At 73.3% G+C, this 25,142-nt stretch carries 20 protein-coding genes, 1 tRNA gene and 1 pseudogene; 5 read left to right on the forward strand and 17 right to left on the reverse strand.

The window, feature by feature from the left end; translation table 11 throughout:
• The 4 genes and pseudogenes from GSY69_RS08255 to galU form a co-directional block, all read right to left on the reverse strand.
• Positions 1-820 (reverse strand): annotated as a pseudogene (locus tag GSY69_RS08255) (hypothetical protein); the annotation flags it as partial.
• A gap of 144 nt (positions 821-964) precedes the next feature.
• On the reverse strand, positions 965-1,546 hold the full coding sequence (locus GSY69_RS08260; protein WP_160953390.1) for a GNAT family N-acetyltransferase: 582 nt from the start codon (positions 1,544-1,546) through the stop codon (positions 965-967).
• Positions 1,547-1,597: 51 nt separating this feature from the next.
• Positions 1,598-2,221: a hypothetical protein gene (locus GSY69_RS08265; RefSeq protein ID WP_160953391.1), complete on the reverse strand. Its 624-nt coding sequence runs from the start codon at positions 2,219-2,221 to the stop codon at positions 1,598-1,600.
• Entirely contained in the window at positions 2,218-3,123 is a 906-nt protein-coding gene (gene galU / locus GSY69_RS08270; RefSeq protein WP_160953392.1) for a UTP--glucose-1-phosphate uridylyltransferase GalU, read from the reverse strand. The genes GSY69_RS08265 and galU overlap by 4 nt, the downstream gene beginning before the upstream one ends.
• A 22-nt stretch (positions 3,124-3,145) precedes the next feature.
• On the opposite strand from galU, the gene GSY69_RS08275 reads away from it, so the two are divergent.
• The 4 genes from GSY69_RS08275 to mscL all read left to right on the forward strand — a co-directional run bounded on the left by GSY69_RS08275 (position 3,146) and on the right by mscL (position 5,927).
• Positions 3,146-3,781, forward strand: coding sequence for a 5-formyltetrahydrofolate cyclo-ligase (locus GSY69_RS08275; RefSeq protein WP_160953393.1), 636 nt, complete (start codon positions 3,146-3,148; stop codon positions 3,779-3,781).
• Between the two features lie 50 nt (positions 3,782-3,831).
• Positions 3,832-4,296, forward strand: coding sequence for an FmdB family zinc ribbon protein (locus tag GSY69_RS08280; protein ID WP_160953394.1), 465 nt, complete (start codon positions 3,832-3,834; stop codon positions 4,294-4,296).
• Positions 4,297-4,494: 198 nt separating this feature from the next.
• Positions 4,495-5,148, forward strand: coding sequence for an SAF domain-containing protein (locus tag GSY69_RS08285; protein ID WP_160953395.1), 654 nt, complete (start codon positions 4,495-4,497; stop codon positions 5,146-5,148).
• Positions 5,149-5,456: 308 nt separating this feature from the next.
• Entirely contained in the window at positions 5,457-5,927 is a 471-nt protein-coding gene (gene mscL / locus GSY69_RS08290) for a large conductance mechanosensitive channel protein MscL (protein ID WP_160953396.1), read from the forward strand.
• 215 nt (positions 5,928-6,142) lie between these two features.
• Here the strand turns inward: mscL and GSY69_RS08295 are convergent, their stop codons facing one another.
• Both GSY69_RS08295 and GSY69_RS08300 read right to left on the reverse strand, forming a co-directional pair.
• Complete coding sequence (locus tag GSY69_RS08295) at positions 6,143-6,430, reverse strand: hypothetical protein (protein WP_160953397.1); 288 nt, start codon at positions 6,428-6,430, stop codon at positions 6,143-6,145.
• Between the two features lie 6 nt (positions 6,431-6,436).
• Positions 6,437-11,758, reverse strand: a complete 5,322-nt coding sequence (locus GSY69_RS08300; RefSeq protein ID WP_160953398.1) for a DUF4011 domain-containing protein — start codon at positions 11,756-11,758, stop codon at positions 6,437-6,439.
• 251 nt (positions 11,759-12,009) lie between these two features.
• On the opposite strand from GSY69_RS08300, the gene GSY69_RS08305 reads away from it, so the two are divergent.
• Positions 12,010-12,085 (forward strand) — tRNA-Arg (locus GSY69_RS08305).
• Between the two features lie 252 nt (positions 12,086-12,337).
• Here GSY69_RS08305 and GSY69_RS08310 read toward each other — a convergent pair.
• The 11 genes from GSY69_RS08310 to GSY69_RS08355 all read right to left on the reverse strand — a co-directional run bounded on the left by GSY69_RS08310 (position 12,338) and on the right by GSY69_RS08355 (position 25,050).
• Entirely contained in the window at positions 12,338-13,393 is a 1,056-nt protein-coding gene (locus GSY69_RS08310; RefSeq protein ID WP_160953399.1) for a glycerophosphodiester phosphodiesterase, read from the reverse strand.
• Positions 13,394-13,414: 21 nt separating this feature from the next.
• Positions 13,415-15,316, reverse strand: coding sequence for an amidase (locus GSY69_RS08315; protein WP_160953400.1), 1,902 nt, complete (start codon positions 15,314-15,316; stop codon positions 13,415-13,417).
• 6 nt (positions 15,317-15,322) lie between these two features.
• Complete coding sequence (locus GSY69_RS08320; protein WP_160953401.1) at positions 15,323-16,690, reverse strand: metal-dependent hydrolase family protein; 1,368 nt, start codon at positions 16,688-16,690, stop codon at positions 15,323-15,325.
• Positions 16,691-16,732: 42 nt separating this feature from the next.
• Positions 16,733-17,734, reverse strand: coding sequence for a low temperature requirement protein A (locus GSY69_RS08325; RefSeq protein WP_268892189.1), 1,002 nt, complete (start codon positions 17,732-17,734; stop codon positions 16,733-16,735).
• Positions 17,734-17,919 (reverse strand): low temperature requirement protein A, encoded by a 186-nt coding sequence (locus GSY69_RS14955; RefSeq protein ID WP_268892190.1) that lies wholly within the window; start codon positions 17,917-17,919, stop codon positions 17,734-17,736. Before GSY69_RS14955 ends, GSY69_RS08325 begins: the two co-directional genes overlap by 1 nt.
• A 133-nt stretch (positions 17,920-18,052) precedes the next feature.
• On the reverse strand, positions 18,053-19,555 hold the full coding sequence (locus tag GSY69_RS15190; protein WP_160953402.1) for a polysaccharide deacetylase family protein: 1,503 nt from the start codon (positions 19,553-19,555) through the stop codon (positions 18,053-18,055).
• Positions 19,556-19,783: 228 nt separating this feature from the next.
• Entirely contained in the window at positions 19,784-20,791 is a 1,008-nt protein-coding gene (locus tag GSY69_RS08335; protein WP_160953403.1) for a universal stress protein, read from the reverse strand.
• Between the two features lie 91 nt (positions 20,792-20,882).
• Positions 20,883-21,386, reverse strand: coding sequence for an HNH endonuclease (locus tag GSY69_RS08340; protein ID WP_160953404.1), 504 nt, complete (start codon positions 21,384-21,386; stop codon positions 20,883-20,885).
• A 495-nt stretch (positions 21,387-21,881) separates the two neighbouring features.
• Positions 21,882-22,739, reverse strand: coding sequence for a C40 family peptidase (locus tag GSY69_RS08345; protein WP_328698814.1), 858 nt, complete (start codon positions 22,737-22,739; stop codon positions 21,882-21,884).
• 519 nt (positions 22,740-23,258) lie between these two features.
• The gene (locus GSY69_RS08350) at positions 23,259-24,023 is read right to left on the reverse strand and encodes a C40 family peptidase (RefSeq protein WP_160953405.1); all 765 of its coding nucleotides are present in this window, start codon (positions 24,021-24,023) and stop codon (positions 23,259-23,261) included.
• Between the two features lie 349 nt (positions 24,024-24,372).
• Positions 24,373-25,050 carry a metal-dependent transcriptional regulator gene (locus tag GSY69_RS08355; RefSeq protein WP_160953406.1) on the reverse strand — a complete coding sequence of 226 codons (678 nt, stop codon included), beginning with the start codon at positions 25,048-25,050 and terminating at the stop codon, positions 24,373-24,375.
• Positions 25,051-25,142: the final 92 nt, after the last annotated feature.

Genomic DNA, 25,142 nt, shown 5'->3' on the forward strand with positions numbered 1-25,142 from the left:
CGGCGGGAGCAGGGCGGCGGGCCGCGGCCGCACCTGCCGGGCCGGGGCGGCGGGCGCTCGCGGGGCGGGCCTGCCGGGCGGGGCGGGGAGAGCGTGAGTCAGTCATGGCGGCATCCATCGGGTGCGTCGGGGCGGCGGGCGCGGGGCGGCGGTGGTCGGGGCGGTGCGTGTCCGGGCTGTGCGAGGAGACCGGGCTGTGCTGATCGGGGCCGAGCGAGGAACCAGGACCGTGCGGAGAAGCAGGGCCGTGCGAGGCAACAGGGCCGTGCGAGGCAACGGGGCTGTGCGCGGTACCGGAGGGCGAGCTCGGGCCGCGCGGTGCGGCGGCCACCGGGCCGGAGCTCAGCACCGTGAGCGGGGGCAGCGCGGCTCCCTGGCCCGCGGCGAGCGGCAGCTCGGCCAGCACGGGCTCGGCCAGCGACGACTCCGCCTGCGCAGCCTCGGGACGTGCGGCTTCGGTAGGCGCGGATTCGGTTCGCGCAGACTCGCCCCGCGCCTCGGCGGCCGCGATGCCGGCCTCGCCTGCGACGACGGCGAGCGCAGCGCGCTCGCGGCGCAGGGAGAGGGCGGGGGCTTCCTGGGCGAAGGCAGGGGCGGCGGGCAGCCGGACGCTGCCGGGGGGTGCGGTGGCCATGCCGGGGGCGTTGGCGCTGCCGCGGCAGGCGCCCGGGGTGCGGGCCGTGACGGGCGATGCGGTGTCCGGCAGGGTGTGGCGGTCCGCGGGCTGGGCGGCCGCGGGATCCCAACGGCGCAGGAGCGCGGGCAGGGTGAACGCGAACAGCACGGCGACGACGATGACGATGGTGATGCTTGTGTCCACACGACAACGATATGCGGGCCGCGCAGGTCACGATCGGATCACATCGGGTGTGTCATGAAAGTGGCCCATAAACTTCCCCGGCCACCACGGCTGTCACCGCTCTCGGCGGCCCGTGAGGGCGGGCAAGCGGCCCCGGCGGGCGGCTCAGCGGCCGAGCGCGCGGGGCAGCAGCCCGCCGGGCACCTCCTCGGCCGTGACCGCGAAGCTGCGGTGGTCGGCCCAGGCGCCGTCGATGTGCATGTAGTCCCGGCGCAGGCCCTCATCGCGCAGGCCCAGCTTCTCCACCACGCGCAGGCTCGCCGCGTTCTCCGGCCGGATGTTGATCTCCATCCGGTGCAGCCCCAGGTGGAACATGCAGTAGTCGCAGGCCAGCGCCACCGCCACCGGCGTGTGGCCCTGCCCGGCCACCCGCCGGTCGATCCAGTAGCCCAGCGCCGCGGAGCGCAGGGAGCCCCACTGGAAGCCGCTGACCGTCAGCTGGCCGCGGAACGCGCCGTCGACCTCCATGGCCAGGGGCAGCAGGGCGCCGCGGCGGGCCTGCCGGTCGAGCAGGCGCCGCAGGCGCTTGAAGTCCGGCAGCGCGTAGTCCGGATCGGGGCTCGTGGCCTCCCAGGGCCGCAGCCAGTCGCGGTTGGCCCGCCGAACCTCCGCGTAGGATGCCGCGTCGGAGCGGGCCAGGGCGCGCAGGCGCAGCGGCCCGTGCGCCAGGGTGATCGGCCACTCCATCACGGCCCGCCCACTGCGACCGCGCGGCCGGCTCCATCAGCCACGCCCGCCTCAGACGAGGGGACTGTCCGGCGGCGCGGTGGGCCGCGGCATCCGCAGGATCGTTGCGTCGGGCCGGTTCTCGTCCTCCGGCAGGTCCGCGGCGGTCTCCGCGCCCGGCGGCACGACCTCGAACGCGGAGGGGTGCTCGGAGGCATACCCGCGGACCTCCGCGTGCGCGGCGACAAGCTCCGCGAGCGACTCCGCCAGCACCTCGCGCTGGGCGGGGAGGGTGACGGCCAGCGCGCCGCCCAGCCACCCCGCGGCCGGGGACTCGAACACGGCGCGCGCGTACCCGGTCTCCACCTGCACGCCGCGCAGCATGTCGACGACCCCGGGCAGCGGCGCCGTGAGCACCGAGCGCAGCGCGTCCGCGACATCGGGCTGCGGGCCCACCGTCAGGCCGCCCACCACGGCGCACAGCTCGAAGCCGGCGACCACGGCGGGGCTGAGGTCGGCCAGCTGGGCCTGGGCGTCGTCGAGCACTGTCTCCACGACGTCGTAGCCGTGGTCCTCGAGCACCTCGCGCGCGGTGGAGCGCACCGGGAACGGCACGGCGGTGCTGGAGACGACGAGGAGGACGCGCGGGGCGCTCGCCTCGTCGTCGCCGCCGCCGGAGTAGCTGCCGGTGCTCACGCCCGCCGGTCCGCGACGTAGTCGGCCAGCCAGGCGTTGAGGTCCTCGCCCAGGTCATCGCGGCGCCCCGCGATCGTGATGACGGCCTTGAGGTAGCTGAGCTTGTCGCCCGTGTCGTAGCGGTCGCCGGAGAACACGACGCCGTAGACGCCGTGGGAGTCCGGATCCTGGGCGAGGGCCTCAAGCGCATCGGTCAGCTGGATCTCATCCCCGCGGCCGGGCTTCGTCTCGTGGAGCACCGGGAAGATCTCGGGGCTGAGCACATAGCGGCCGATGATCGCGAGGTTCGAGGGCGCATCGGCGGGATCCGGCTTCTCCACGAGGCCGGTGATGCGCACGGCGCCCTCGACGTCCGTCTGCTCGACCGCGGCGCAGCCGTAGAGGTTGATGGTCTCCGGGGGCACCTCCATGAGCGCGACGACGGAGCCGCCGGTGGCCTCCTGGACGCGGATCATCGTGGGCAGGATGGGGTTGCGCTCATCGATGAGATCGTCGCCGAGGAGCACGGCGAAAGGCTCGTCGCGCACGTGGAGCTCCGCCTTGAGCACCGCGTGGCCCAGCCCGAGCGGGTCGCCCTGGCGCACGTAGTGGATGTCGGCGAGCTCCGAGGCGTGCTGGACGGCGGCCAGCTTCTCCTCGTCGCCCTTCTTCGCCAGGGTCCGCTCGAGGCCGTCCACCCGGTCGAAGTGGTCCTCGAGCGGCCGCTTGTTGCGCCCGGTGATCATGAGGACGTCCTTGAGGCCGGCGTCCACGGCCTCCTCCACGACGTACTGGATGGCCGGCTTGTCGACCACCGGCAGCATCTCCTTGGGCGTGGCCTTCGTCGCGGGCAGGAAGCGCGTTCCGAGCCCGGCTACGGGGATCACGGCCTTGCGCACGGCGGTTCGCTGTTCGTTGTCCATGCTCCGATTCTAAGGTGAACGCATGTCCCCCGACTGTGCCGCAGATGAGAAGGCGCAGCTGCGCGCCCGCGTGCGCGCCGCGCGCCGCTCCACGGCGCCGGCGCGGGCCGCGCTGGCCGATGCGCAGCTGAGCGCCCACGTGACGGCCTGGGCGGCAGGCGCGCAGACGCTCATCGCCTACGCGGCGCTGCCCTTCGAGCCCTGCGTCGATGCCGCCCTCGAGGCCGCCCGCTCCCGCGGGGTGCGCGTGCTCCTGCCGATTGCCCGGCCCGGGCGGGCACTGGGGTTCGGCGCACTGGACGGGCCCATCGAGGGTCTCCCGCGCGCCGGCCGCTGGCAGATCCGCGAGCCCGCGCCCACGCACACCGCCGCCGAGGCGCTCCTCGCCTCCCCCGCCCCGTCCACCGCGCTGCTGGTCCCGGGCCTGGCCTTCGACCGGGCGGGGATGCGGCTGGGCAACGGGGGCGGCTTCTACGACCGCACGTTCGGACCCGATGGCGGGGCGGGCCCGCTGCTGGCGCGGCTGCGCTCCGCCGGGCTGCGCGTCGCCGGGGCCTGCCGGGCGGCGGAGGTGGTCGACGCACTGCCGCGGGCACCGTGGGACCTGCGCGCGGGGGCCGCGCTCACGGAGGCCGGGCGGCAGGAATTTCGCGCATAGGCCAGCGCTTATACTCGTCACGGCTTCGCACGAGACCACGAAAGGCGGCCATGCCCACCTACTCCTACGCCTGCAAGAACTGCGGCAACGCCTTCGACATCCACCAGGCCTTCACCGACGATGCGCTCACGACGTGCGAGAAGTGCGGCGGGCCGCTGCGCAAGGTCTTCGGCAATGTGGGGGTCTCGTTCAAGGGCTCCGGCTTCTACCACACGGAATCGGGCTCCGGGAAGTCCGGCTCCTCTGCAGGCAGCCACGGCGCCTCGGGCTCCGGCTCCGGTTCCACGGGCGGTGGCGACTCGGCCCACGGCGGCTCCGGGGACTCCGCGGGAGCCGGTAGCGCAGCGGGCACGGCGAAGGAATCCGGTGGCGCGAGCTCCGGTTCAGGCGCCGGTGCGTCGAGTGGTGCGGGCGGATCGGGCAGTGCCGGCGGTTCGGGCGGTGGCAAGGCCGGCGCCGCGCCGGCCTCCGCTGGTTCCGGCGGCCGGGCGACGCCCTCCGGCACCCCCGCCTGACTGCCCGCCGGGGCGGCGGTGGGCAGTCAGGGCCTCTGCCGTTTCGGGCCACGGCCGCTCCGTTGCGGGGTACGGCCTCCCTACCCCGGGGTCACAGCCTCGCCGCGCCGGGGTCACAGACGCGCACACTCCGCCGCGACGGTGCACAGGCCGGGCCGGCCGCGCACCCGGCCGCCGCGGGCACCCCACGCTGAGGCCATGAGATTCCCGTTCCCGCGTGCCCTCCCGGCACTGCGCGGGCGCCCCCAGCGCCGCATTGCGGCGGCGCTGTGCTTGGGAGCCGCCGTCGCGCTCATCGCCTGGCTCGCTATCCCGCGCCAAGCGGGCACCGCGGTGGCGGTGGCCGCCCACGACATCGCGTCGGGCACGCAGCTGGCCGCCGGGGACGTCGAGGTGCGCCGCTATCCCGCCGAGCTCGTGCCCACCGGTGCGCACGCGAGCGCCCAGGACCTGGTGGGCAGCACCGCCGGCGGCGCACTGGGCGCCGGCTCGCCCATCACGGATGCGGGCCTGCTGGCGCCCGGGGCGCAGCCTGCCGCGGCGGGCGAGGTGCTCGTGCCGGTCTCCGTGGCCGATGAGGCGGCCGCATCCGTGCTGCGCCCCGGCCACCACGTGCGCATCTACTCGACCGCGGAGCAGAAGGGCACAGCCGACGGCGGCTCCGACGCCCTGCCCGGGGCATCGGACGGTGCGCTCGTCGACGACGCGGTGGTGGCCGCGGTCAAGCGCGATGCCGGTTCCGCGCTGGCCGGCGGCCCCTCCACCGTGCTCACGCTCGCGGTGCCGGCCAAGCGGGCGGCCGCCCTCGCGGCATCCGCCGGTGCGGGGCTGGGATTCGCGCTGTTGAACTGAGCGCAGAGCGCACCGCACTGAGCACGGCACCCAGCGCACTGCGCCCAGCGCACTGCGCCCGGCGCACTGAACAGGGCAGCCGCCACTCAGAACTCGGCACCCGTCGCCCCGACCCAGTACCGCGACAGCCACGCCCCCGCCATTGGTCCACCTCCTAGTGCCGAGTGCGCCGAGTCGCGCACGGGCGTATGCGGCGCACGTCACGGGCGTGTCTGCGGCACAGGCGCGGAATTGCGCGGATTATGGTTTAAAGTGGTATCGCATATATACGAGGGGAGCCATTCCCCGAATCCGAAAGGACTTCCCGCATGCTCAAGGGATTCAGGGATTTCATTCTGCGCGGCAATGTCATCGAGCTGGCCGTTGCGGTCATCATCGGCGCCGCGTTCACCGCGATCGTCACCGCGATCTCCGACAAGCTCATCCAGCCGCTCATCGCCTCGCTCGGCGCTGCGGACATGGGCGGCCTCGGCTTCGCCATCCGCCCCGGCAATGACGCCACGTTCCTGGACTTCGGCGCCGTCATCACCGCGGTCATCAACTTCCTCATCGTGGCCGCCGTGGTCTACTTCGTCATCGTGCTGCCCATGAACAAGTTCAACGAGATGCGCGCCCGCGGTCAGGTCGCCGAGGAGGTGCCGCCGACCTCGGAGGAGCTGCTCCTCGAGATCCGCGACCTGCTCGCCGCACAGCAGCAGGGCGGCGTCGCCCCCCACGTGGGCCAGCAGACCCCCGGCACCCCGATCGTCGATCAGGGCGGCACTCCCCCGCGCCACTGAGACACCCCGCGCCGCTCGGACGGCGACGCACGAAGGGCCGGCTCCCCACGGAGCCGGCCCTTCGTGCGTTCAGTGCAGATGTCTGCGCGCTCACCGCCTAGGCGTTCGCACACTCCACGCAGACCCGAGTGCGCGCCACCGCAGCCCGGCGCATTCGCCGGAACCCGCGGGCCCGGCGGCGGGCCCGCCCACGTCCCGGGCAGAGCGGTGCGTTCCTAGCCGGGCGGCAGCGGGGACTTGGGCTGCCAGTGCGGCGGCCGGTCGCCCAGCAGCCGTTCGTCGTTGGCGCCGGCACCGGATCGCGGGGCGGGCGCATCCGGGGCGGCCTCGTTGCGCACTGTCGCCCGGTAGGCCTCGACGGCCCGCCGCAGGCGCTCGCGCCGCTCGGCCTCGCGCCGCTGGGCAGCGTGCTCCTCGGCGCTGCTCCCAGCGTCTCCGGCGCCCTGAGCGGCCCCGGCAGCGTCGGCATCGCTGTGCGCGGCGCCGCCCGGCAGGGTGCCCATCCGGCCTCAGTCCCGTCCGGAGCGGTTGCGATCCCGGCGCTCGGCATCCTCGTCGGTCTCCGCCGGCCGCAGTCCCGCGTCGATGATCTCGTCATCGCGCAGCATGCCCGTGTCATAGCTCGGCATGACGTCCTCGTGGCTGATGACGGGCCGGGCAGACGCGCGCTCGGAATCCGTTTCCCGGGCCTGGGCGACCTCCCCCGCGGGACCGTCGGCCGCGGGATCGGCGCGGCGCGCGTGGCTGCGAGAGCGGTAGCGCTCGACGACCTCGGCGACGGCGGAGGCCTCCGGACCGCGCCGCTTGAGCGCGAGGGTCTGGCTCAGCTGCTCGGCGAGCTCCGGTCCATCGCGGAAGACACCGTCGGAGCGGATCCAGTCGAGCATCGCGAAGAGGTCGGACTCCTCATAGGCGCGCAGGGAGAGCCCCGGCGTCATCTTGGGCCGGGCGCCCTGGCGGCCCACGACCACCGCGGCGGCGCGGGCGGCGCTGAGGACGGCCTCCGGGGAGCGGCGCTCCACGGTCTCGCTCCACGCCTCGAAGATGCGATCGGCCTCGCCCTGCGGGTCCACGAACGCGTCGGTCGACCACAGGCGCAGGTAGGTCCAGCCGCGGCGCTGGAGGGCGGAGCGGCGCAGGCGCTCGCGCTCGCGGATGCTCGGCAGGCCGCTGTAGGCTCGCCCGTCGCCCTCCACGGCCACGGCCATGCCCTGGTCCTCCGTCCCGCCCACCGGCAGCGCGAGGTCGATGCCCCGGTAGTCCTCGACCGGTGCGACGCCGCGGCGCAGCAGGCGCTCGGCGATATCGCCCATGAGCGGATCGGCTGCAGCCGATTCGGCGCGCGCACCGGCGCTCGGCAGACCGCTGGCGGCCGCGGCGAGGAGGTCGGGCAGGACGGCGGCACCGTGGTGCAGGCGCCCGCGGTCGAAGTCACCGGGCTCGAAGCAGCTGACCACCGTGAGCTTGCGCCGGGCGCGGGTGACGACGGTGGCGAGCAGGCGGTCGCCGCCGGGCTGGGAGAGCGCCCCGAAGCTGTAGACGACCCGGCCCTGGAGCGTGCGTCCGTAGCCCAGGGAGAAGATGACGGCGTCGCGGACGATCCCCTGCACCTGCTCGGCGTCCGTGACGACGAACGGCTCACGGCCGGAGTCGTTGAAGAACGAGGCGACGTAGGGGTAGTCGCGGATCGCCTGCTGGATGCCGGCGGCCACGCGCTGGGCGTGCCACGGGGTGAGGGTGACGACCGCCAGCGACTGGCGGGCGCGGGTGCGCGCGTGGCGCAGCACGAGGTCGACGACGCGCCGCACCTCGGCGTCGGGGCTCTCCACCTGCCCCGTCGCGCTGTCGGGGGCGCCCAGCGCATCCGGCACATAGGCGAATTCCAGCCCGGAGCCCTCGTGGGTGTGCGCCGTGGGCAGGCTGCGCAGGGTGGAGGCGTAGAACTGCTCATTGGCCAGCTCGGTGAGGCTCTGCGGGCTCACCCGGTGGTTCGTGTGCAGCCGGTAGGCGGGCAGGAAGCGACTGAGCTCGACGAAGACGCTGGGGTCCTCGGCCTCTCGCTGGCCGCGGCGGTCCACGGCCACGGAGAACTCGCGGGGGCCCAGCAGGTGGTCATCGCCGAGCGCAATCACCTGGGCGGCGCGCGCGATGGCGGGGATCACCTCGGGCACGGACAGCCGGTTGGCATCGGCCAGGATGACGGTGTCGAACAGGGGCGCGTCGACGAAGTACTCGGGGACCTGGAACGGGCTCATCATCCACACCGGGGCGAGCGCCTTGAGGACGTCCGGTGCGGTGGAGCTGAGCTCGTCGACGTGCAGGTGACGCGAGCGCAGCGCGGCCCGGATCGCTTCGGCCTGCTCGCGGTACTCGGCGATCGCGCGCTTCCAGCCGGTGGCGTGGCTGTAGCGCAGGCGCTCGGCGCCGGCGGCCACGTAGCGGCTGTCGGCCTCGGCGAAGGCCTCGGCCGCGGCGTGCAGCCGCTCGCCGTCGTGACCGCCCACGCGGGAGTCCTCCGCGGCCATCTGCTGGAGGACCGTGGCCCAGTAGGCGAGGTCGAATTCTGCGCCCACGAGGGCGTGGCGCACGCGGCGCTCGCGCAGGTCGTCGACGAGCTCGCCGAACCCGGCGCCGCGCAGGCGCTCCTCGAGGCGGGTGCGCCGCGGCAGATCGGCCAGGCTCTCGCGATCCTCGCCCAGGGCGGCGAGGCGGCCCTGCATCTCCTCGACGAGCATGGCGTCGAGGTCCCCGCCGTCCGGGGTCTGGGACAGCACGGGGCGCAGCGCGTCGATGTCCGTGCGCACGTCGTCGGAGATCTTCACGGCCGCGCCGAGCGCCTCGGGCATGCGGGGCAGCCCGTCGCGCCCGGAGACGGTGCGCAGCGCCGCGCGCTCATCGCGGGCCGCGACGAGCGCACCGTGCAGGTCGTCGGTCTGGACGCCGGTGCGCACGAGCTCGCGGGCGGCGCGCTTGTGGCGGCCGCGGTCCAAGAAGCCCATCTCGATGCCGTGCTCGCGGCGGTACTCCCCTGTGCCGGTGGCGGCGATGAGCGGCTCGAGGTCGACGGTGAAGGCCTCGGGCTTGAGCGTCGTGAGGGTCTTCTCCACCGCGGTGAGCACATGGAGGCTGCGATTCCATTCGGCGGCACTGCGCGGCGGGTTGAGCCCGGCCTCGCGCAGCACGGGCTCCACCGCGGCCACGAGGTCCGGCACGCGGCGCGCCGTGCGCTCGGCGATGCTGCGGGCGCGCTCGGCCTCCTCATCGGAGTCGAAGCGGGCGCCCAGCCACACGGTATCCTCCGTGCCCAGGGTGAACGCCCCCAGGTCGGAGAGCTCGACGAGCGCCGCGCGCAGCTGCGCGCGCTCCTCGGCCGGCAGGCCCATGACCTGCGCGGAGAGCCGCACGCCTGTCGAGGGGCCGGGGTCTCCCCCGGTGAGCTCCGCGAGCTTCTCCATCGTGTCGTAGACGGACGTGTGCCAGGGCTCGCGGACGCGGTGCAGCGCGTGCTCGTGGTCGCGCAGCGTCTCGCGCTGGGCGTTGAGGTCTGCGAGAAGATCCCCGAGCTCCGGGCGCTTCGCGCGCTCGGCGGCGCTGATGAGCGAGATGAGCCGCTGCTTGAGCTCTCCCGCGCTGGCCCGCCCGTCCACCGCGAAGTCGGGCAGGCCGGCCTCGGCGAGGCGCTCGGAGAACTCGTCGAGCACATCGGAGCTCTGGGCGATGTAGAGAACGCTGTGGCCCGTGTGGGCGAGCGCCGCGGCAAGCGCCACGGCGGTCTGCGTGGCGCCCGTGCCGGGCGGCGTGTGGGCGACGAGCGAGGTGCCCTCGAGCGCGGCGTCGATGACGGCCTGCTGATCGCCGTCGACGTCGATCGCGAGGAACTCCTCCTGCGGCAGCCGGTCGGGCAGGGGCAGCGGCTCGGGGTTGAGCACCGTCATGCGCGCGGCTGCGGGCGGCTCTGGCTCGCGCTGGGCGCGCTTGGAGCCCACGTCCGTGCGCGGGGGCAGCAGGCGGCGCGGGCGGGCGGTCGTCAGGGCCGAGCCCGAGGCGCGCTCGTCCTCGTCTGCGCCCTCACCAGCGGCGGCGGCGTCGCTTGCTGCGGGGTCCGATTCATCGGGGTCCGCATTGTCGGCGCCCGCATCGTCGGCATGGCCGGCAGCGGCAGTGCCGGCAATGGCACGGTCCGTCTCGGCGGGCTCGCCGACTGTATCCGCTTCGCCGCGCTGGACGTGCATGAGCTCGGTGCTCGTGGTGCGCTGCGCTTCGGCGACCGTGGGGAACTCGACCTCTTCCGAGGCATCGACGACCGCACCGTCGGCGGGATCTATGACCGTCTCGGACGCCGTCTCATCCGGCACCGTGCGATCCGCCTTGTCCGCTTCCGCCTCGTCCTCGCGGGCAGGGCCGCCGTCTGCGGTCTCGGCGGTCTCCGCATCCGCTCGGGGTGTGCCGACTGCGTGGCTGCCGGCGTCACTGGGCCGGTCCGAACCGCCGGCTGCACCGGCGGACTTCGTCCGCTCGGACGCCTCCGCATCGGCGTCCGCGGATTCCAGGTCGGCCGCGGCGTTGGAGGACTCCGGGGCCCCGGCATCGGCCGCTCCGGCCGCACTGGGGGCGTCGTCCCGCTCAGCGCGTGACTCGCTGGTCGCGGTCGGGTCGGCCGGGCGCACTGCGGCTGCCTTGGCCTCGTCGGCCTCGCGCTGTTCGGCCGCGGAGGCGACGCTCACCCCATCGGCGGGCAGGCCGCTGTCGGTGCGCACGGGATCGGCGGGGGCGGCCGGGGCGGAATCCTCGGCGGCTGCTCCACCATGGGAGGAGTCGTCGGCGGGGGCATCCTCGCGCGCCTCGGCGGCCGTACCCGCTCGTGCACCGCTCTGTGCCGCGGCCTCGGCCGGCGCGGTGTCAGCGGCACGCACAGTCCCATCGGTGACCACAGCATCGTCGGTCAGCGCAGTGCCCCCGGCCGGTTCCGGGCTGTCGGACCGGACCTCGGCCTCGTGCGCAGCGGCCGAGTTCCCATCGGCCTCTGCCGCACCGGCATCGGCGGGCTCCTCGGCCACCGGAGTCTGCGCACCGAAGCCAGCCTGCGCCTCGGCGGCGGGGGTGCCCAGCGCGCGGCGGGCGGCCGCATCGCCGGCGAGTGCTCGGATGACCGGGTGCTCGGCGGGCACGGAGTCCTGTGTGAACGGGGTGGCGAGGTTGGCGAAGGTGGAGACGACGAGGCGCTGGTTGACGAGCAACCCGGGCACGGACTTCGTCGCGGCGCGCAGCCGCTCGTAGACGGGGGCGGGGTCGAAGCCGTGCGAGAAGCCGGTGGCGGCGACCCACTCGTCGACGTCGATGCGTACGCCGTGCGCGCGCTCGAGGAACTCGACGAGGGCGGGGTTGACCGTGATGTCGTCGGCGAGCGCGATCTCGAAGTCCTCGACGCGGGAGCCGCGGGGCACCAGGCGCACGTGGCGCAGCAGGATCGGCGCGGCGTATTCGCGACGGCCGCCGTCGGCATCCTCGGACCAGGTGGCGAAGCCGATCGCGAGGTGGGCTGCGGTGATGCCGCGCTCGTAGCTCAGCTGCTCGGCCTTCTGGCGGATCGAGCGGGCGCGACGGCGCGCATCGGCGAGCAGGTCCGGGTCGCGGACCAGGCTCGACAGGCGGGTCGAGCGCCCGGCCAGCAGCTGCGCGAGACCGGAGGGGTGCGCCCCGCTCAAGTCGATCGAGCCGTCGCGGGAGTCGCGGTACTGCAGCATGGTGTCGCGGCCGCCGAGCCTGGCGGCCTGTTCCTTCCACGCGGCAATCGACGCGCTGACGGTCGGTGAGGAATCTGCATATGCCACGGACACGACACTATCGGCCGTGGCGCTCCGGCCGCGGCTGCCGCACCGTGGGCCGGGCGGATTTATGTGGGCCTAGCGCCGGGGGAACATGGTGTTCATGACGACCTGTTTGCCTGCCACGCCCTCCGCTCCGTCCTTGCTGTGCGGACCGCGGATCGGCGCCGGGCCTCCTGATACGATGGCGCAGGCTGTTTCGCGCGGCTCGCAATGCCAACCCCGTCTGGGCGGCGCTGCGAGCGCGCAGGCAGATTGCCCCCGTAGCTCAGGGGATAGAGCACCGCTCTCCTAAAGCGGGTGTCGCGCGTTCGAATCGCGCCGGGGGCACCACCGAAATGAACACGCTAGGCGGGCGATTCGGGACACCTTGAAAGCGTCGGGGGCCCATGGAGCCCCCGGTCGGCACCGGAACACGCAACCGGTTCCGTTCGGAGGCGCTCCCCGTGTCGCAGGCCCCGTCTCACGTCCCCACGCCGCCCGACGTTGCAGCGGCGGATCCGCTAGCGCACTCGGCCGGGGCGAGTGACCGAAGAGAAGCCGACCGCAGCACCGCCCTCCGAGACTGCTGGGGCACTGACTGCCCTACGAGCCGCCCAGCGTGCCTGCCCGCTTCTTCGGCCTTCTGGCCGTGTGCCGCTTCTTCCGGTTCTTGTGTTTCTTGGCAGCCTTCGACGCCTTGCGCTTCGATTTCACCGGCTTGGGCTTCGGTTTCGCCTTGGCCTTCGGCTTGGGCTTCGGTTTCGGCTTGGGCTGAGGCTTCGGCGCAGGGTCGGGCTTGGGGCTGACCGCGGCGGGGGTCCTCGTCTGCGCCGTCCAGGGATCATCCGCGAAATAGGCCGCAACTCCCTTCGGAAGCCGCGTTACCTCCTCGGGGCTCTTCACGGTGTACGGTGCCACCTTGATTCCCGCCGCGATGACCGCTTCCAGCTGTGCAAGCGGGGTTGCCCTAGACGGTCCGAGCCATCCGATTCGATCGTTCTTCAGCCGTGCGACCAAACCGGCGGGAACGCTGCCCTGGATCAGATAGAGCGTGGGAATGCCCGCTCGCTGGACGCGCTGGCAGATCGCATAGTCGAAGCTCTGCACGAGCACCGAGGCCGCGGCCCCGTGCTGCTTGATCATGGCGATGACCCGATCGACGTCCGAGCTCGAGCAGCCGGTCTTGATTTCCGGAACCAGGGTGGTGGTGGCCGCGAGGCGGTCGAGCACCTCTGCGAAGAATACGGCCGGCTGCGGCGCGCCGAAGGGATTGCGGATCGTGGCCGCAGCCCACTGCGCACTCGTGAGCGCATCGATCGGCCCGGAGACACCGATCATTGTCCGATCGGCGGTCGAATCATGGCAGAGAACCGGTGCACCGTCCGCTAAGAACTGGATATCCATCTCCGGGCAGAAGCCCGCCTCCGCGGATGCCACGAATCCCGCCATGGATTCCTCGGCATAGCGCAGGGCGCCTCCGCGGTGGGAGAAGATCGTGGGACCCCGCAGCGCACTGACCGCCGTCGCTGTTCTCATTCCGGCCGCCGCTGCCGGCTCCTGACTTGCCAGGAAGGACAACCCGCCCAGAATTGCACCGGCAGCCCCTGCCAGGAAGCCCCGGCGCGTGGCTCGGCGGTCGGCCGTGAAATCGGCGATCATGGCGCTCCTGCGAAAAGACGATCACGTCTGAGAAGACGCTCCGGGGGCTGAGGCGGAAGGCGCGGACAGCGCGGCCGCCAGGGGGATGATGGTTCGACAGTCATCGTAGTCGACTGGCAGGCCCGCCGCGGTCAGAACGTCGACGAGCCGCTGCGCCGCAGACTCGCCACTAGATCCGCGCCTATCGCCGCCCACGGTCGGCTCGGTGGCGCCGGCACCGACACCCGCATCCGGATCCCCCACCGGCGGCGCCGCGGCGCCCGGGTCCAGCACGGGAACCAGCAGGTGGTGGGCCGTGCGCTCCTGGAACGCCTCGCCCAGCGCGAGGATCGCGTCCTCCCCGCCGCGGGCGCCGATGAGCTGGAGGGACACGGGCAGTCCGGCGCCCGGCGACCCCTCCGGCACGAGGCCCATGGGCAGGGCGAGCGCGGGGTGGCCCGTGATGCACACCGGGGCGGTGAGGTTCCAGTCGTCCTGCGGGGTCCCGCCGGCGAACGTGTACGGCGGCGCGGGCTGCGGCCACGTGGGCAGTGCCAGGGCGGCCAGTCCCGCCTCGGCGAACAGGGCCTCGAGTGCCCCGCCCGCCCGCTTCCCCGCAGCGAGCGCCGCCGTGTACGCCGCATCGTCCACGAACGCCCCCAGGGCGGCCAGCCTGCGGAACGAGCGGCCGTACTCGTGCCACCGGGGCCCGAGCGTCGCGCGGTGGGAGTCGTACATCTCGCGCACCATGACGAGCAGCGTCAGCCCGATCATTGCGTCGATGTCCGGGGCGGGCACCTCCACGAGGATCGCCCCCGCCGTCTCGAGTTCGCGCAGCGCCTCCCGGAAGGCCTCTGCGACCGCGGGCGCCATGCGCGGATCGTCGAGCAGCGCGGCCGGCACCCCGATGCGCCGGTCTGCGGCACCGTCTCCGGTCCGGGCAGCAGGGCCCGCCGCCTGCGCGGCTGTGCCGCCACCGTCCGCGGTCGAGGAGCCGGCCGGCCCGCCGTCGGCGCGCCCCTCGGGCGCGGCTGCGGACGGCAGGCCGGCCGCGGCACTGGCGGTCCCGGGGCCGCCGCGCATGATGTCGAAGAGCAGCCGGCAGTCGCGGGCGCTGCGCGCCATGGGCCCCACGACGTCCAGGCTGGGCGCGGCGGGCAGGATGCCGTCCACGGGCAGCGCACCGTGCGTGGGGCGCAGGCCCGTGATCCCGCAGAACGCCGCGGGGATCCGGCAGCTGCCGGAGGTGTCCGTGCCGAGGCCGGCGGGGAAGAGACCAAGCGCGATCCCGATCGCGGTGCCGCAGCTCGAACCGCCGGGCCAGCACCCCAGGTCCCAGGGGTTGCGCGGCAGGGGGAAGTCGAGCGCCGGATCGGGACGGCCGGCGGCGTGCTCGGCCATCGTCGTGGTCCCCGCGATCCCCGCTCCCGCCGCGCGCAGCCGGGCGACGACTGCGGCATCCGCACCGGCGCTGAAGGCGGGGTCGAAGACGCGGCTCTGCCCCGTGGGCACGGCCTCGCGCACCGCGATGAGCGCCTTGACGCCCAGCCGCGCACCCGCCAGGGCGCCCGGCTCACCCGCGCGCGCCGCCTCGCCCCCGAGCGCGCCTTCGTTCGCGCTCCCGGCTTCGCTCCCGCCGACGCCCCCGGTCTCACCGTGGCGTAGGTCGTCCCAGCCGGCACCGCAGGAGTGGGATGCCCCGCAGCGCTCGAGGAACGCGCCCACGATGGGGTCGTAGACCTCGGCGGCGGCGGAGCAGGCGGCGGCGAACTCGTCCGGGTCGAGCCGGCCCGAGCGGAAGCCCGCGAGCTGCGCGCTCAGGTCCGGGTACGCCGCGCACAGCTCCCGCCAGCGCGCCAGCTCGGCACCGCGTGCCGGCTCAGTGCCGCGCACCGCCTGAGAACCGCGCCCGCCGGGACCCGCGGTGTCTGCCCCCGCGCCCATCCGAGCTCAGCCCAGCGCGGGGCGGACGGGAGCGAAGCCGAACCAGTCGGCGGTGTCCTTGACGAGTGCCCCGCCCTGGATGACGGCCTTGACGTTGTCCGGCTCGGCGAGCGAGTCGATGTCGGCCAGCGGGTCGAAGTCGACGACGATGAGGTCGGCGAGCTTGCCCTCCTCCACGGTGCCCAGGTCATCGGCCAGGCGCAGCAGCTGCGCGGCGTTCGAGGTGCCCGCGACGATCGCCTGCATGGGGCTCAGGCCCAGCTCCACCGCGTGCGCGGCCTCGCGCAGGTTGACCCCGTGGGGGCAGATGCCGGCGTCGGTGCCGAGCGCCACCTTCACCCCGGCGGCGAATGCGGCGGCGACGCGCTCACGGGCGATCGCGGACCACTTCACCTTCTTCTCGTAGAGGTAGCCGGGGACCAGCGCGGGGTCCGGCACGCGCAGGGCGGACGAGAGCGTGGGCACGAGGAACGTGCCCTGGGCGAGCATGAGCTCGATGCCCTCGTCGTCGATCCCGTAGCCGTGCTCGACCGAGTCGATGCCCCCGCGCAGCGCCTCGAGGATCCCCTCGGCCCCCTGGGCGTGCGCGGCGACCGGCTGACCGGCGCGCTTGGCGGTCTCTGCCTTGATGAGCGCCACGTGCTCGGCGGGCACGCCCACGTCGTCCGGGGTGTCCGAGGGGCTGGAGACGCCGCCGGTCGTGCACACCTTGATGGCGTCGGCGCCGGAGCGGATGAGCAGGCGCACGGTGCGGCGCACATCGTCGTCGGTGTCGATGATGGGATCGACGGCGCCGAGTTTCATGGTCTCCGTGCCGTTGGGCAGGTGGTGGTCGCCGTGGCCGCCGGTGGGCGAGAGCGGGACGAGCGCGATGTGCAGGCGCGGGCCCTGGATGAGTCCGGCCGCAATGGAATCGCGGAAGCCCGCGTCGACCCCGCCCAGGTCGCGGGCGGTGGTCACACCGGCCATGAGGGTCTTGCGCGCGTTCACGGCGGCGCGGAACGTGCGCTCCGAGTCGAAGCGGCGCAGGTTGGCCAGCTGGTCCTCGAGGTCAAGGCCCAGGTGGACGTGCGCGTCGATGAAGCCGGGCAGGATGGTCCGCCCGGCCAGGTCCACCGTGCGCACCGCGCCGGAAACGCCGCCGGCCGCCGCGCCCGAGGCGCCCGCGGGCTGCGCGTCCGAGGCGCCGGACGCGCCCGCCCCGGCCCCCGCCTCGGCGGGCCGCCGCGGGCCCGCGTAGACGATGCGGCCGTCGGCGAGCTCCACCTCGGCGTCGCGCAGGGGCTCACCGCCGGTGCCGTCGATGAGCGTGGCGCCCGTGAGCAGCAGGCGCTGGGCGCCGGTGGGCACGGTGGGCAGCAGGGCGGACTTCATGGGCGATCCCCTCGGACGGCGAGTGCGGTTGCCCCTATCGTCTCACTCCCGGCCGGCGAGCTCCGGGGAGGGGCCGTCGCCGTGCGCGGGTGCGCCGGACTCCGCCCGGGCTGCGGGAATGGGCCGGCGGATGACGAGCACGGCCACGAGGGCCGCGAGGATGACGACGGTGGTGAAGATCGGCGCGCTCACGAGCGGAGCCAGGAGGATGAGCGCGGCGGCCGTCACCATCGCGGTGCTCACGATCGCGTCCGCGCTGCCGCGGAAGGCCGTCATCCAGACGAAGAGGAGGAACGCGGACACGGGGATGGCCACGGCGAAGCCCGCGGTGCCCTCCGAGATGCCGCCCTCGATCGCGGAGTCGATGTCGATCTCGATGCCCACCGACAGCGCACCGGCCGCGGCGAAGACGAAGTAGTGGCCGTAGCCGAACAGGGTCGAGGACAGCATCGACATGATGGTGCGGTGGTGGACGGGCCAGAAGCACACCCACCACAGTCCCGCGGTGATGAGCAGCGTCATGGCGGCCAGCGGGATCAGGTTGCCCACGGCCTCGGCCTCCTCATTGGCCTCGATGAGGGCGTTCGTGCTGGCCAGCAGGCTCTCACCCAGGACGATGAGGGTGAAGAGCCCGTAGCGCTCCGTGATGTGGTGCGGGTGCCACGGCGTGCTGCCCACGCGCTCGGCGAGCACGGGCACGAGGAGTTCGACGACGATGAGCGAGAGGAAGAGCGGGGTCCGGAACGGGCTCTCCGGGAGCAGGAGCCACAGCACCCACAGCACCTGGGTGGCGAAGATGCCCACGGCGTAGACGAGCGCGGCCCGGCCGGCCGCGCCGCCGCACCGCGAGGCACGCAGCCACTGCGCGACCATGAAGATGCGCATGACCACGTAGCCGCCGATGAGCACGGTGTAGCTGTTGTGCTCGAAGGCCGGGGCGATGCCGGCGGCGAGCACCATGACCCCGCTCATCTGCCCGATCGTCATGAGGCGGTAGAACCAGTCGTCCGTGTCGAACGAGGTGGCGAACCACGTGAAGTTCATCACGCCCACCAGATCCCGAAGAACACGATCCCGTAGTGGGCCAGGCCGTCGGCCAGGTGCCCCTCGGCGATCGCATGGTGCAGGTTCGACGAGGCATTCGAGACCGCCACGGCGAACACGAGGTCGAAGACCAGCTCGAGCGTGCTGGCGGTGCGCCCCTGCTCGTGGGGCGAGCGCGGGCGCATGGGCGTGAGCCTGAAGCGGCCGGCGGCGGGAGTGTTCGCGGGTGGCCTTCCGGAGAGCGGGGATACTGCGCCCACTCTAGGCCCCCGTGGGGCACCCGCACGCCGACCGGCCCGATGGGCGCCCGCGGGCGGCTCAGTCCTCCGGGGCGGGCTTGGCCTTCGCCTTGCCCTTCTCCACCATGGGGTGCTCCGGGTTCGAGCACATGGCGGAGCGGTAGCCGCGGCAGAAGTACTCGCCGTGGGCCTCGAACGGCAGGCCCTTGAACAGGTAGCCGCTGGTCACGGGGTAGAGGCCCTTGGCCTTGAGGTTCTTGTACAGCTGCGGGGCGGCCTTGATAGTGGGCTCGTGGATCGAGTGCATGAGGATGACCGAGCCCGGTTGCGACATCGACGTGCCCGTCTTCACGGTCTTCGGGGTGCTGCGCGTCTTCCAGTCCAGCGTGTCGACGTCCCACTGGATGATGCGCTTGTCGACCTGCTTGTCGACCGCCGCGCTCGTTGCGCCGTAGGGCGGGCGCAGCATCGTGGACTTCGGGACCCCGGCCGCCTCGAGCGCCTTGTCCGTCCGGTCCAGCTGCTGGGCGAGCTTGGACCCGCTCAGGCGGCTGAGCTGCGGGTGGTTCCAGCTGTGGTTCTCCACCTCGTTGCCCATGTCGAGCAGTTCCTTGTTCGCCTTGGGGTACTGCTTGACGTTGGTGCCGATCTGGAAGAACGTGGCGCGGATGTTCGCGTCCTTGAGGTAGCCCTTGAGCTCCTTCGTCTGCTGGGGCGTGCCGGGCCCGTCGTCGTAGGTCACGGCGACGCACGGCAACAGGCCGCAGGAGTAGTCCGGCTCGTAGCTCTTGTCGTCGCTGGGCAGCTGGAGGTCCTCGCCCATGGCCTGGCGCACCTGGGTGCCCAGGTCGGACAGGTCGCCCTTGTCCACGGCGCTGCCGTCGACGACGGGCAGGGCCTTGTCGTCCACGGTCATGGCGCCCACCTGGTCCGCGCCGTACTTCTGGGCATCGGAGAACAGCGCCGAGCCCGGCTGGGTCTCGTTCTTCTCCAGGTCCGTGACGAAGACGCGCTGCGTGGCCTGGCCGCCCACCGTGGTGCTCAGGCGGGAGACGAGGAAGTGCCCGCCGGCCGCCACGACGGAGTTCTCGGCCGTCACCTTCTGCTCCTTGCCCTTCCCCGCGCCCGAGGTGCTGCTCGCGGTGGCGCCGCCGCTGGCCTGGCTGGTTGAGCCGGCGCCGTCCTGGCCGGTCGCGCTCGCGGTGGGCCCCTGGCCGGGCTGCTCGATGAACTTCGGGGCCTCCCAGCGCTCCTCGGGATCCGTCAGCGCCGGGTCGAGCGCGCGGCGGCCGTGGAAGGCGCCGCCTGATTTGAAGGCCTTGAGGATGTCCTTCTCCATGGCCTCGGACAGGCTCGAGGCCCCCGTGATGCCGAAGAAGTGGGCGTCGAGCTTCGAGTTCTCGCTCGTGTGGACCGCGTAGCTGTTGAGGCGCTCGGCCAGGGAGTCGGGGACGCCGTCGAAGTGGCCGCTGTCGCTGCCGCCGCCGCCCGTGCCCCCGGAGCCGCCGGTGCAGCCCGTGAGGAGCAGCGCGACTGCCGAACCTGCGGCCGCCAGTGCCCCGAATCTGCCAATGAACTTCACGATCTCACCCTCCGCTGGCTGTGGTCCCTGTGCTGTGGTCCCGGCGCGCCGCTTGGGCCGCGGGCCCCTGCCGAGTCTAGTGCGCGCCGGTCACGGGACGGCCACATTTGTGTATGCCCTGGCATAGCGCTTCCTGTGTCGCTCCTGTGAAAGGCCAGAACACCGTTCAGGAACATAGCGGGGCGCCCCGGCGGCCATCCGCCGGAGCGTCCCGCTGGGTGGCGTGCCTCAGCCCTCGCGCTTGGCGCGCACCACCATCGTCGGGCACTTGGCGTAGGGCAGCACCGACTGCGAGGTGGAGCCGAGCAGCAGGCCGGCGAAGCCGCCGCGCCCGCGCGAGCCGATCACGAGGATGTCCGCGGTGTCGGAGGCGCGCACGAGCACCTCGGCGGGCTGCCCGTCGAACAGCGTCCAGTCGACGGTGAGCTCCGGGTGCTGCTGCGCCACCGCCGCCGCGGCGAGCGCGATCTTGTCCGCCCCCTCGTCGACGAAGCGCTTCATGTCGCTGGCGCTCGGCAGCCACTCGGGGCCCACGACCGTCGTCGTGATGACGCCCACGATGTGCAGCGGCGTGCCCCGGCGCACCGCGATCTCCGCGGCGGCCCACAGCGCCGGCGAGTCCTTACCCAGCGCGTCGATGCCCACGACGACGGAGCCGGAGAAGTCCAGCCCCGGATAGGTCTCCCCGTCCCCGCCCTGCTCGAAGTCCGCCCCGCGGGCGCTGCGCACCGGCTGGGAGGACGAGACCTCGGGCCGGCGCTGGCCGTCGAGCGACCAGGAGACCGGGACGACGATCGTGGGGGCCAGGCTGTGGGCGGGCAGCGCCGAGGACACGGTGCCCAGCAGGCGGCCGGCGAACCCGCCGCGCCCCCGGGAGCCGACGACCGCCAGCGATGCCTGCCGGGACTCCTCGACGAGGACGCCGGCGGCATCGCCGATTTCGATGACGGCCTCGACGCCCACGCCCGCGGCCCGCACCTCGGCGGCGGCCTCCTTGAGCGAGGCCGTGACGGCGGCGCGCACCGCGGAGTCGTCGATGGGGACGTAGGAGACGTCGATGGTGGCCGCGGCGACGCTGGGGATCGTGTAGGCGCCCACGAGTCGGATGGTGCGGCCCATCGCCTGGGCCTCGCCGATCGCGAACGCCAATGCGTTCCGGCTCGCCCGGGAGCCGTCGATGCCGACGATGATCGCCTGCGGATCGGCGACCTGGGGTTCTGCGCGTTCCTCTGCCATGGCGTCTCCTCACGCGGGTGGGCGGAACGAGGCTGCCTGCCCCGCTACCCAAACCCTACTCAGCCCCGCGGCCCAGATCACCCCGCGGCCATCATGCGGCACGGCGGAAGTCGAGGAATGGACGCCACTGCTCCGCGGGGGCGTCGAGGTCGCGCAGCCACCAGCGCCCGGCGTGCGGCGCGCGAGGGGCCCGGGCGAGCCGCCAGCCGATCTCCTCGGGGGTCCGATCGCCCTTGCGGTTGTTGCACGCCCGGCAGCACGCCACGAGGTTCTCCCACGAGTTCGCGCCCCCGCGCGAGCGCGGCAGCACGTGGTCGACGGTCCCGGCGGCCGCCCCGCAGTAGGCGCAGCGGTGGCCGTCGCGGCGCAGCACCCCTCTGCGCGACAGGGCCGCGGTGCGCCCGTGGGGCGGGCGGACGTAGCGGCACAGGAGGATGACGGAGGGGCAGTCGAGCTCGCGCACCGCGCTGCGCACGCGCACCCCGGGGTAGGCGGCGAGCACGCTGGCGCGCCCGGCGAGGACCAAGACGATGGCGCGGCGGTAGGAGACGACGGACATCGGCTCGAAGCCCGCGTTGAGGACGAGGGTCTTCACAGCCCCGCTCCCCGTGCGGTGGCCACCGCAGGCGGGCGGGCCTGCGCACCGTGCGGCCGGGCCGCGCGCAGACGCGAACGGGCGCCGCACCTGTGTGCGGCGCCCGTGGCGGGAGTGGGTGAGGCGGCTATGAACTCGGCGCCGCGACTGTGCGGGCGGCGAGCCGACATGGGGCGGGGTGCTGACATGCGCGTTCCCTTCGGCCAGGGCCCAGCCCCGCTGGGCCTGGGCCCACCATAGCCCGCGCGGGCGCCCCCGTCACCGGGCCAGGGCACAGCGGGCGGCAGAATTCGCCTGCCCGCAGGCCCCCGTTCACCACGTCAAGCGACCGGCCCCGGGGCGCGCAGCAGCGGGCCCAAGTCGGCTCGGGCCCGCTGGACGACCGGCGCCGGTGGGCCGGAAGGGAGGACGATCAGGTGCGGCGGACGGCCCGGTGGGCCGATGGCCTGGGATGAAGGGGCCGCGGCGCGCGCGGCCCCGCCGGCCCGGGCCGCCTCAGAGCACGCGGCGGAACGATGCGCCGGCGGAGACCATCCAGTCGATGGAGCGCTTCGACGTGTCGACGCGGGGGTTGCCGGCGTCGTACATCATGCCGTTGCCCGCGTAGATGCCCACGTGGCCCGGCGAGACGATAAGGTCGCCGGCCTTCGCGTTCGACTTCGACACCGCCTTGCCCGCCCCGGCCTGGCCGCCCGAGGTGCGCGGCAGGTGGACGCCCACCTTCTTGTAGACGTACGAGGTGAAGCCGGAGCAGTCCCAGCCGCTCGGCGAAGTGCCGCCGGAGACGTACGGGGTGCCGAGCCCGCTCTTGGCCAGCGCCATGACCTGCTGGACCTTCGACCCGCTGGGGACGGGGGCGTCCTTCGAGGACTTCTTCGAGGACTTGCCCGACGACTTGCTCGACGACGACTTCGAGGACTTCTTCGTCGACGACTTCCTGTCCTGCTCGGCGGTCGAGTGCTGGGCGCTGGCCTGCGGGGCCGAGGAACTGCTCGCCTTGGCGGGCGCCGGCTTGGGCTTGGGGGCCTTCGCGGCGGTCACCAGCGAGGTGCTCGTGGCGGCCTGCGACTTCTCCGCCTTGGCGGGGGTGCTGTCGACCTTCGTGGCGGCCTGGGCCTCGTAGTCCGCGGCGCCGGCCGGCTGCGACTCGCTGGCCACGACCGCATCGCCGCCGTGCTCGCCCAGCATGCTCGGCAGGCTCGCCGAGGCCAGGAGTCCGCCCGCGGCGGCGACGACCGCCGCTCGGCGGCCCACGGTCCCGGAGCTGGCGCTCAGGGACTCCGTGAGTTCGGTCAGGGGGGTCTTCACTCGGGTGGCCGCCGCCCGGCGGCCGTGCTGCTGAGAATCAGGCACAGGTCATCCTTCGCTGTTGCGTGTGTGGGGCTCCGTCCACGGTAACGAAGGCGCACCCGAATGTCACATTCCCGTTACAAAACTCCGACCGGATTATGACGACTGCGCGTGTCGGCACTGGTGAGAACGGCACTCCACCCCGAACTCCCGGGCGTGTCGGGCAGACGAGGTCCATCCGGAGACACCGAGCACGCTCCCGAAATCATAACGTTTCGTTACCGAAAGCGAATGGACGCGGCGCGGCGGGCGTCGTCATCGGGTCCCCCGGGCGGGGTGCATCGTGCGGGGTTACGGCCGTTACGAGAGAGCGGCACAAGGCTCCGGTGCCGGGCCGGAGGAAGCCCGCGCGATACTGCGGCGCAGGACCAGCCGCGAAGGGCCGGGGTACGGCCGGCACGCGGAAGCGGCAAGAGGCCGCGGCACGGACCCGGGCCGCCGGCGCAGGCGCCGGAGCCAGACGTCCGCAGACGCACAAGCGCCCCGGCCCAACAGGGCCGGGGCGCTTGGAAACCGCTGGGCTCAGAGCACGCGGATGAAGACCGCGTCGCTCATCCAGGAGTCCGAGGTGTGCACCGTGCCGACGCGCGAGTTGCGCGCGTCGATCATCTTGCCGCCGCCGGCGTAGATGCCGACGTGGCCGGGGTGCCACATGAGGTCGCCGGGCTTGGCCTCCGAGGCGGAGACGGTGCGCCCGGCGCTGCGCTGCGAGCCGGAGCTGTGGTCGAGCTTGACGCCCACCTTGCCGTAGACGTACGAGGTGAAGCCGGAGCAGTCCCAGCCGCTGGGGCTCGTGCCGCCCCAGACGTACGGGGTGCCCACGTAGCTCTTGGCGATGGAGACGACCTGCTCGGCCTTCGAGCCGTTCGGGGCCGCGGCGGAGCCGGAGGCGGCGGTTGCCTTCGCGGGCTCCGCGGCGGGCTTGGGCTTGGGCTTCGGGGCCTTCTTCGCGGTGACGTTCTCCACGGCGGCGGTGCCGGCGACGGCGGAGGCCTTCTTCTCGGACTTGGCGGTCTTCGCGGCCGCGACCTTCGTGGCGGCCTGCGCCTGGTATTCCGGCTGCGCGGTCTTCGAGGAGTCCTGCGCGGAGACGACGGCATCGTCGGACTTCGTCGCGTTCGCCGCGGTGGGCAGTGCGACCGAGGTGAGCAGACCGCCGGCTGCGACGGCAACCGCTGCGCGCCGACCGACCGAACCGGAGTTGGCGCTCAGCGCCTCGGTGAGCTCCGAGAGGGGGGTCTTGACGCGAGAGTCGGCCGCACGACGGCCATGCTGCTTCTGAGCCACGGATTACTTCCTTCACATTGCACAGGACGGTGGGCCTGCTTGTGCTTCTGCTGAGTGGGGGGCTGGGGCCTGAGTCGTCCCGGTCGCCGTGTCGGCTGCGATGGCCGCCGACAGCCCAACGGTATAGGAGGGTTACGCGATTGTCACAATCCGATCACGAGAATCTTCCTGTGAAAACCGACACAGCGGCGTCTTCGCTGGTGAGAGACTTTGACGGCAGCGGCGGATTCGTTACCCACAGATTACGAACCGGGCCGGACAGGCTGTGGACAGCGCAGAAGCCGCCCGCCTCCCCCGGCGAGCGGGGGCTGCGGGCGGCTTCCGGCGTGACTGGCGCGCGGTACGCAGCTCAGCGGGTCACGAAGATGTGGGAGGCGGTGTCCGGCGGGAGGTCGAGCACGTCATCGGCACCGGGCACGCCCACGGTCACGTAGTCGCCGAGCACCTTCGACACGACGGCGGCACCCGGGACCACGCCCGTCTGGCGCAGCTGGGCCAGCAGGTAGGAATCGACCTGGAGCGGCTCCGCGATCCACTCGATCGTCGCGGAGACCTCCTCGTCGCCGGCGACCGCGGTGAGCGGCACCGCGTCCGAGGGCGTGTACGGGGCGTCGATGGCGCCGCGCTCCGGGATCGGGTTGCCGTACGGGCTGGTCGCGTGCTCCTCCAGGAGCCCCACGAGGCGCTCCTCGACCTGGTCGCTCATGACGTGCTCCCACCGGCACGCCTCCTCGTGCACGAGCTCCCAGTCCAGCCCGATGACGTCGCTGAGCAGGCGCTCGGCCAGGCGGTGCTTGCGCATGACGGACATCGCGTGCTCGCGGCCGGTGGTCGTGAGCTCCAGGTGGCGGTCCGTGTCGACGACGAGCAGGCCGTCGCGCTCCATGCGGGCGACCGTCTGGGAGACGGTGGGGCCCGAGTGCTCGAGCCGCTCGGCGATGCGCGCGCGCAGCGGCGTGATGCCCTGCTCCTCGAGCTCGATGATCGCCTTGAGATACATCTCCGTGGTATCGACGAGGTCGTTCATGGCTTCCCTCCAGCGTTGCCCGCCGGGCGCCCCTGCCCAGCCTTCGAGATCGCGTGTCCTGCCCCGCGACCAACGGTCTGACCACTCATCCT

Source organism: Brevibacterium rongguiense (assembly GCF_009857845.1).
GTDB lineage: Bacteria > Actinomycetota > Actinomycetes > Actinomycetales > Brevibacteriaceae > Brevibacterium > Brevibacterium rongguiense.

What these genes read in the sequence shown, in the direction of transcription:
- GSY69_RS08260 (WP_160953390.1), bottom strand. Translation starts at nt 1,546, where the DNA reads ATGGAGTGGCCGATCACCCTGGCGCACGGGCCGCTGCGCCTGCGCGCC.
- galU (WP_160953392.1), bottom strand. Translation starts at nt 3,123, where the DNA reads ATGGACAACGAACAGCGAACCGCCGTGCGCAAGGCCGTGATCCCCGTA.
- GSY69_RS08275 (WP_160953393.1), top strand. Translation starts at nt 3,146, where the DNA reads ATGTCCCCCGACTGTGCCGCAGATGAGAAGGCGCAGCTGCGCGCCCGC.
- GSY69_RS08280 (WP_160953394.1), top strand. Translation starts at nt 3,832, where the DNA reads ATGCCCACCTACTCCTACGCCTGCAAGAACTGCGGCAACGCCTTCGAC.
- GSY69_RS08285 (WP_160953395.1), top strand. Translation starts at nt 4,495, where the DNA reads ATGAGATTCCCGTTCCCGCGTGCCCTCCCGGCACTGCGCGGGCGCCCC.
- mscL (WP_160953396.1), top strand. Translation starts at nt 5,457, where the DNA reads ATGCTCAAGGGATTCAGGGATTTCATTCTGCGCGGCAATGTCATCGAG.
- GSY69_RS08295 (WP_160953397.1), bottom strand. Translation starts at nt 6,430, where the DNA reads ATGGGCACCCTGCCGGGCGGCGCCGCGCACAGCGATGCCGACGCTGCC.
- GSY69_RS08310 (WP_160953399.1), bottom strand. Translation starts at nt 13,393, where the DNA reads ATGATCGCCGATTTCACGGCCGACCGCCGAGCCACGCGCCGGGGCTTC.
- GSY69_RS08315 (WP_160953400.1), bottom strand. Translation starts at nt 15,316, where the DNA reads ATGGGCGCGGGGGCAGACACCGCGGGTCCCGGCGGGCGCGGTTCTCAG.
- GSY69_RS08320 (WP_160953401.1), bottom strand. Translation starts at nt 16,690, where the DNA reads ATGAAGTCCGCCCTGCTGCCCACCGTGCCCACCGGCGCCCAGCGCCTG.
- GSY69_RS08325 (WP_268892189.1), bottom strand. Translation starts at nt 17,734, where the DNA reads ATGAACTTCACGTGGTTCGCCACCTCGTTCGACACGGACGACTGGTTC.
- GSY69_RS14955 (WP_268892190.1), bottom strand. Translation starts at nt 17,919, where the DNA reads ATGCGCCCGCGCTCGCCCCACGAGCAGGGGCGCACCGCCAGCACGCTC.
- GSY69_RS08335 (WP_160953403.1), bottom strand. Translation starts at nt 20,791, where the DNA reads ATGGCAGAGGAACGCGCAGAACCCCAGGTCGCCGATCCGCAGGCGATC.
- GSY69_RS08355 (WP_160953406.1), bottom strand. Translation starts at nt 25,050, where the DNA reads ATGAACGACCTCGTCGATACCACGGAGATGTATCTCAAGGCGATCATC.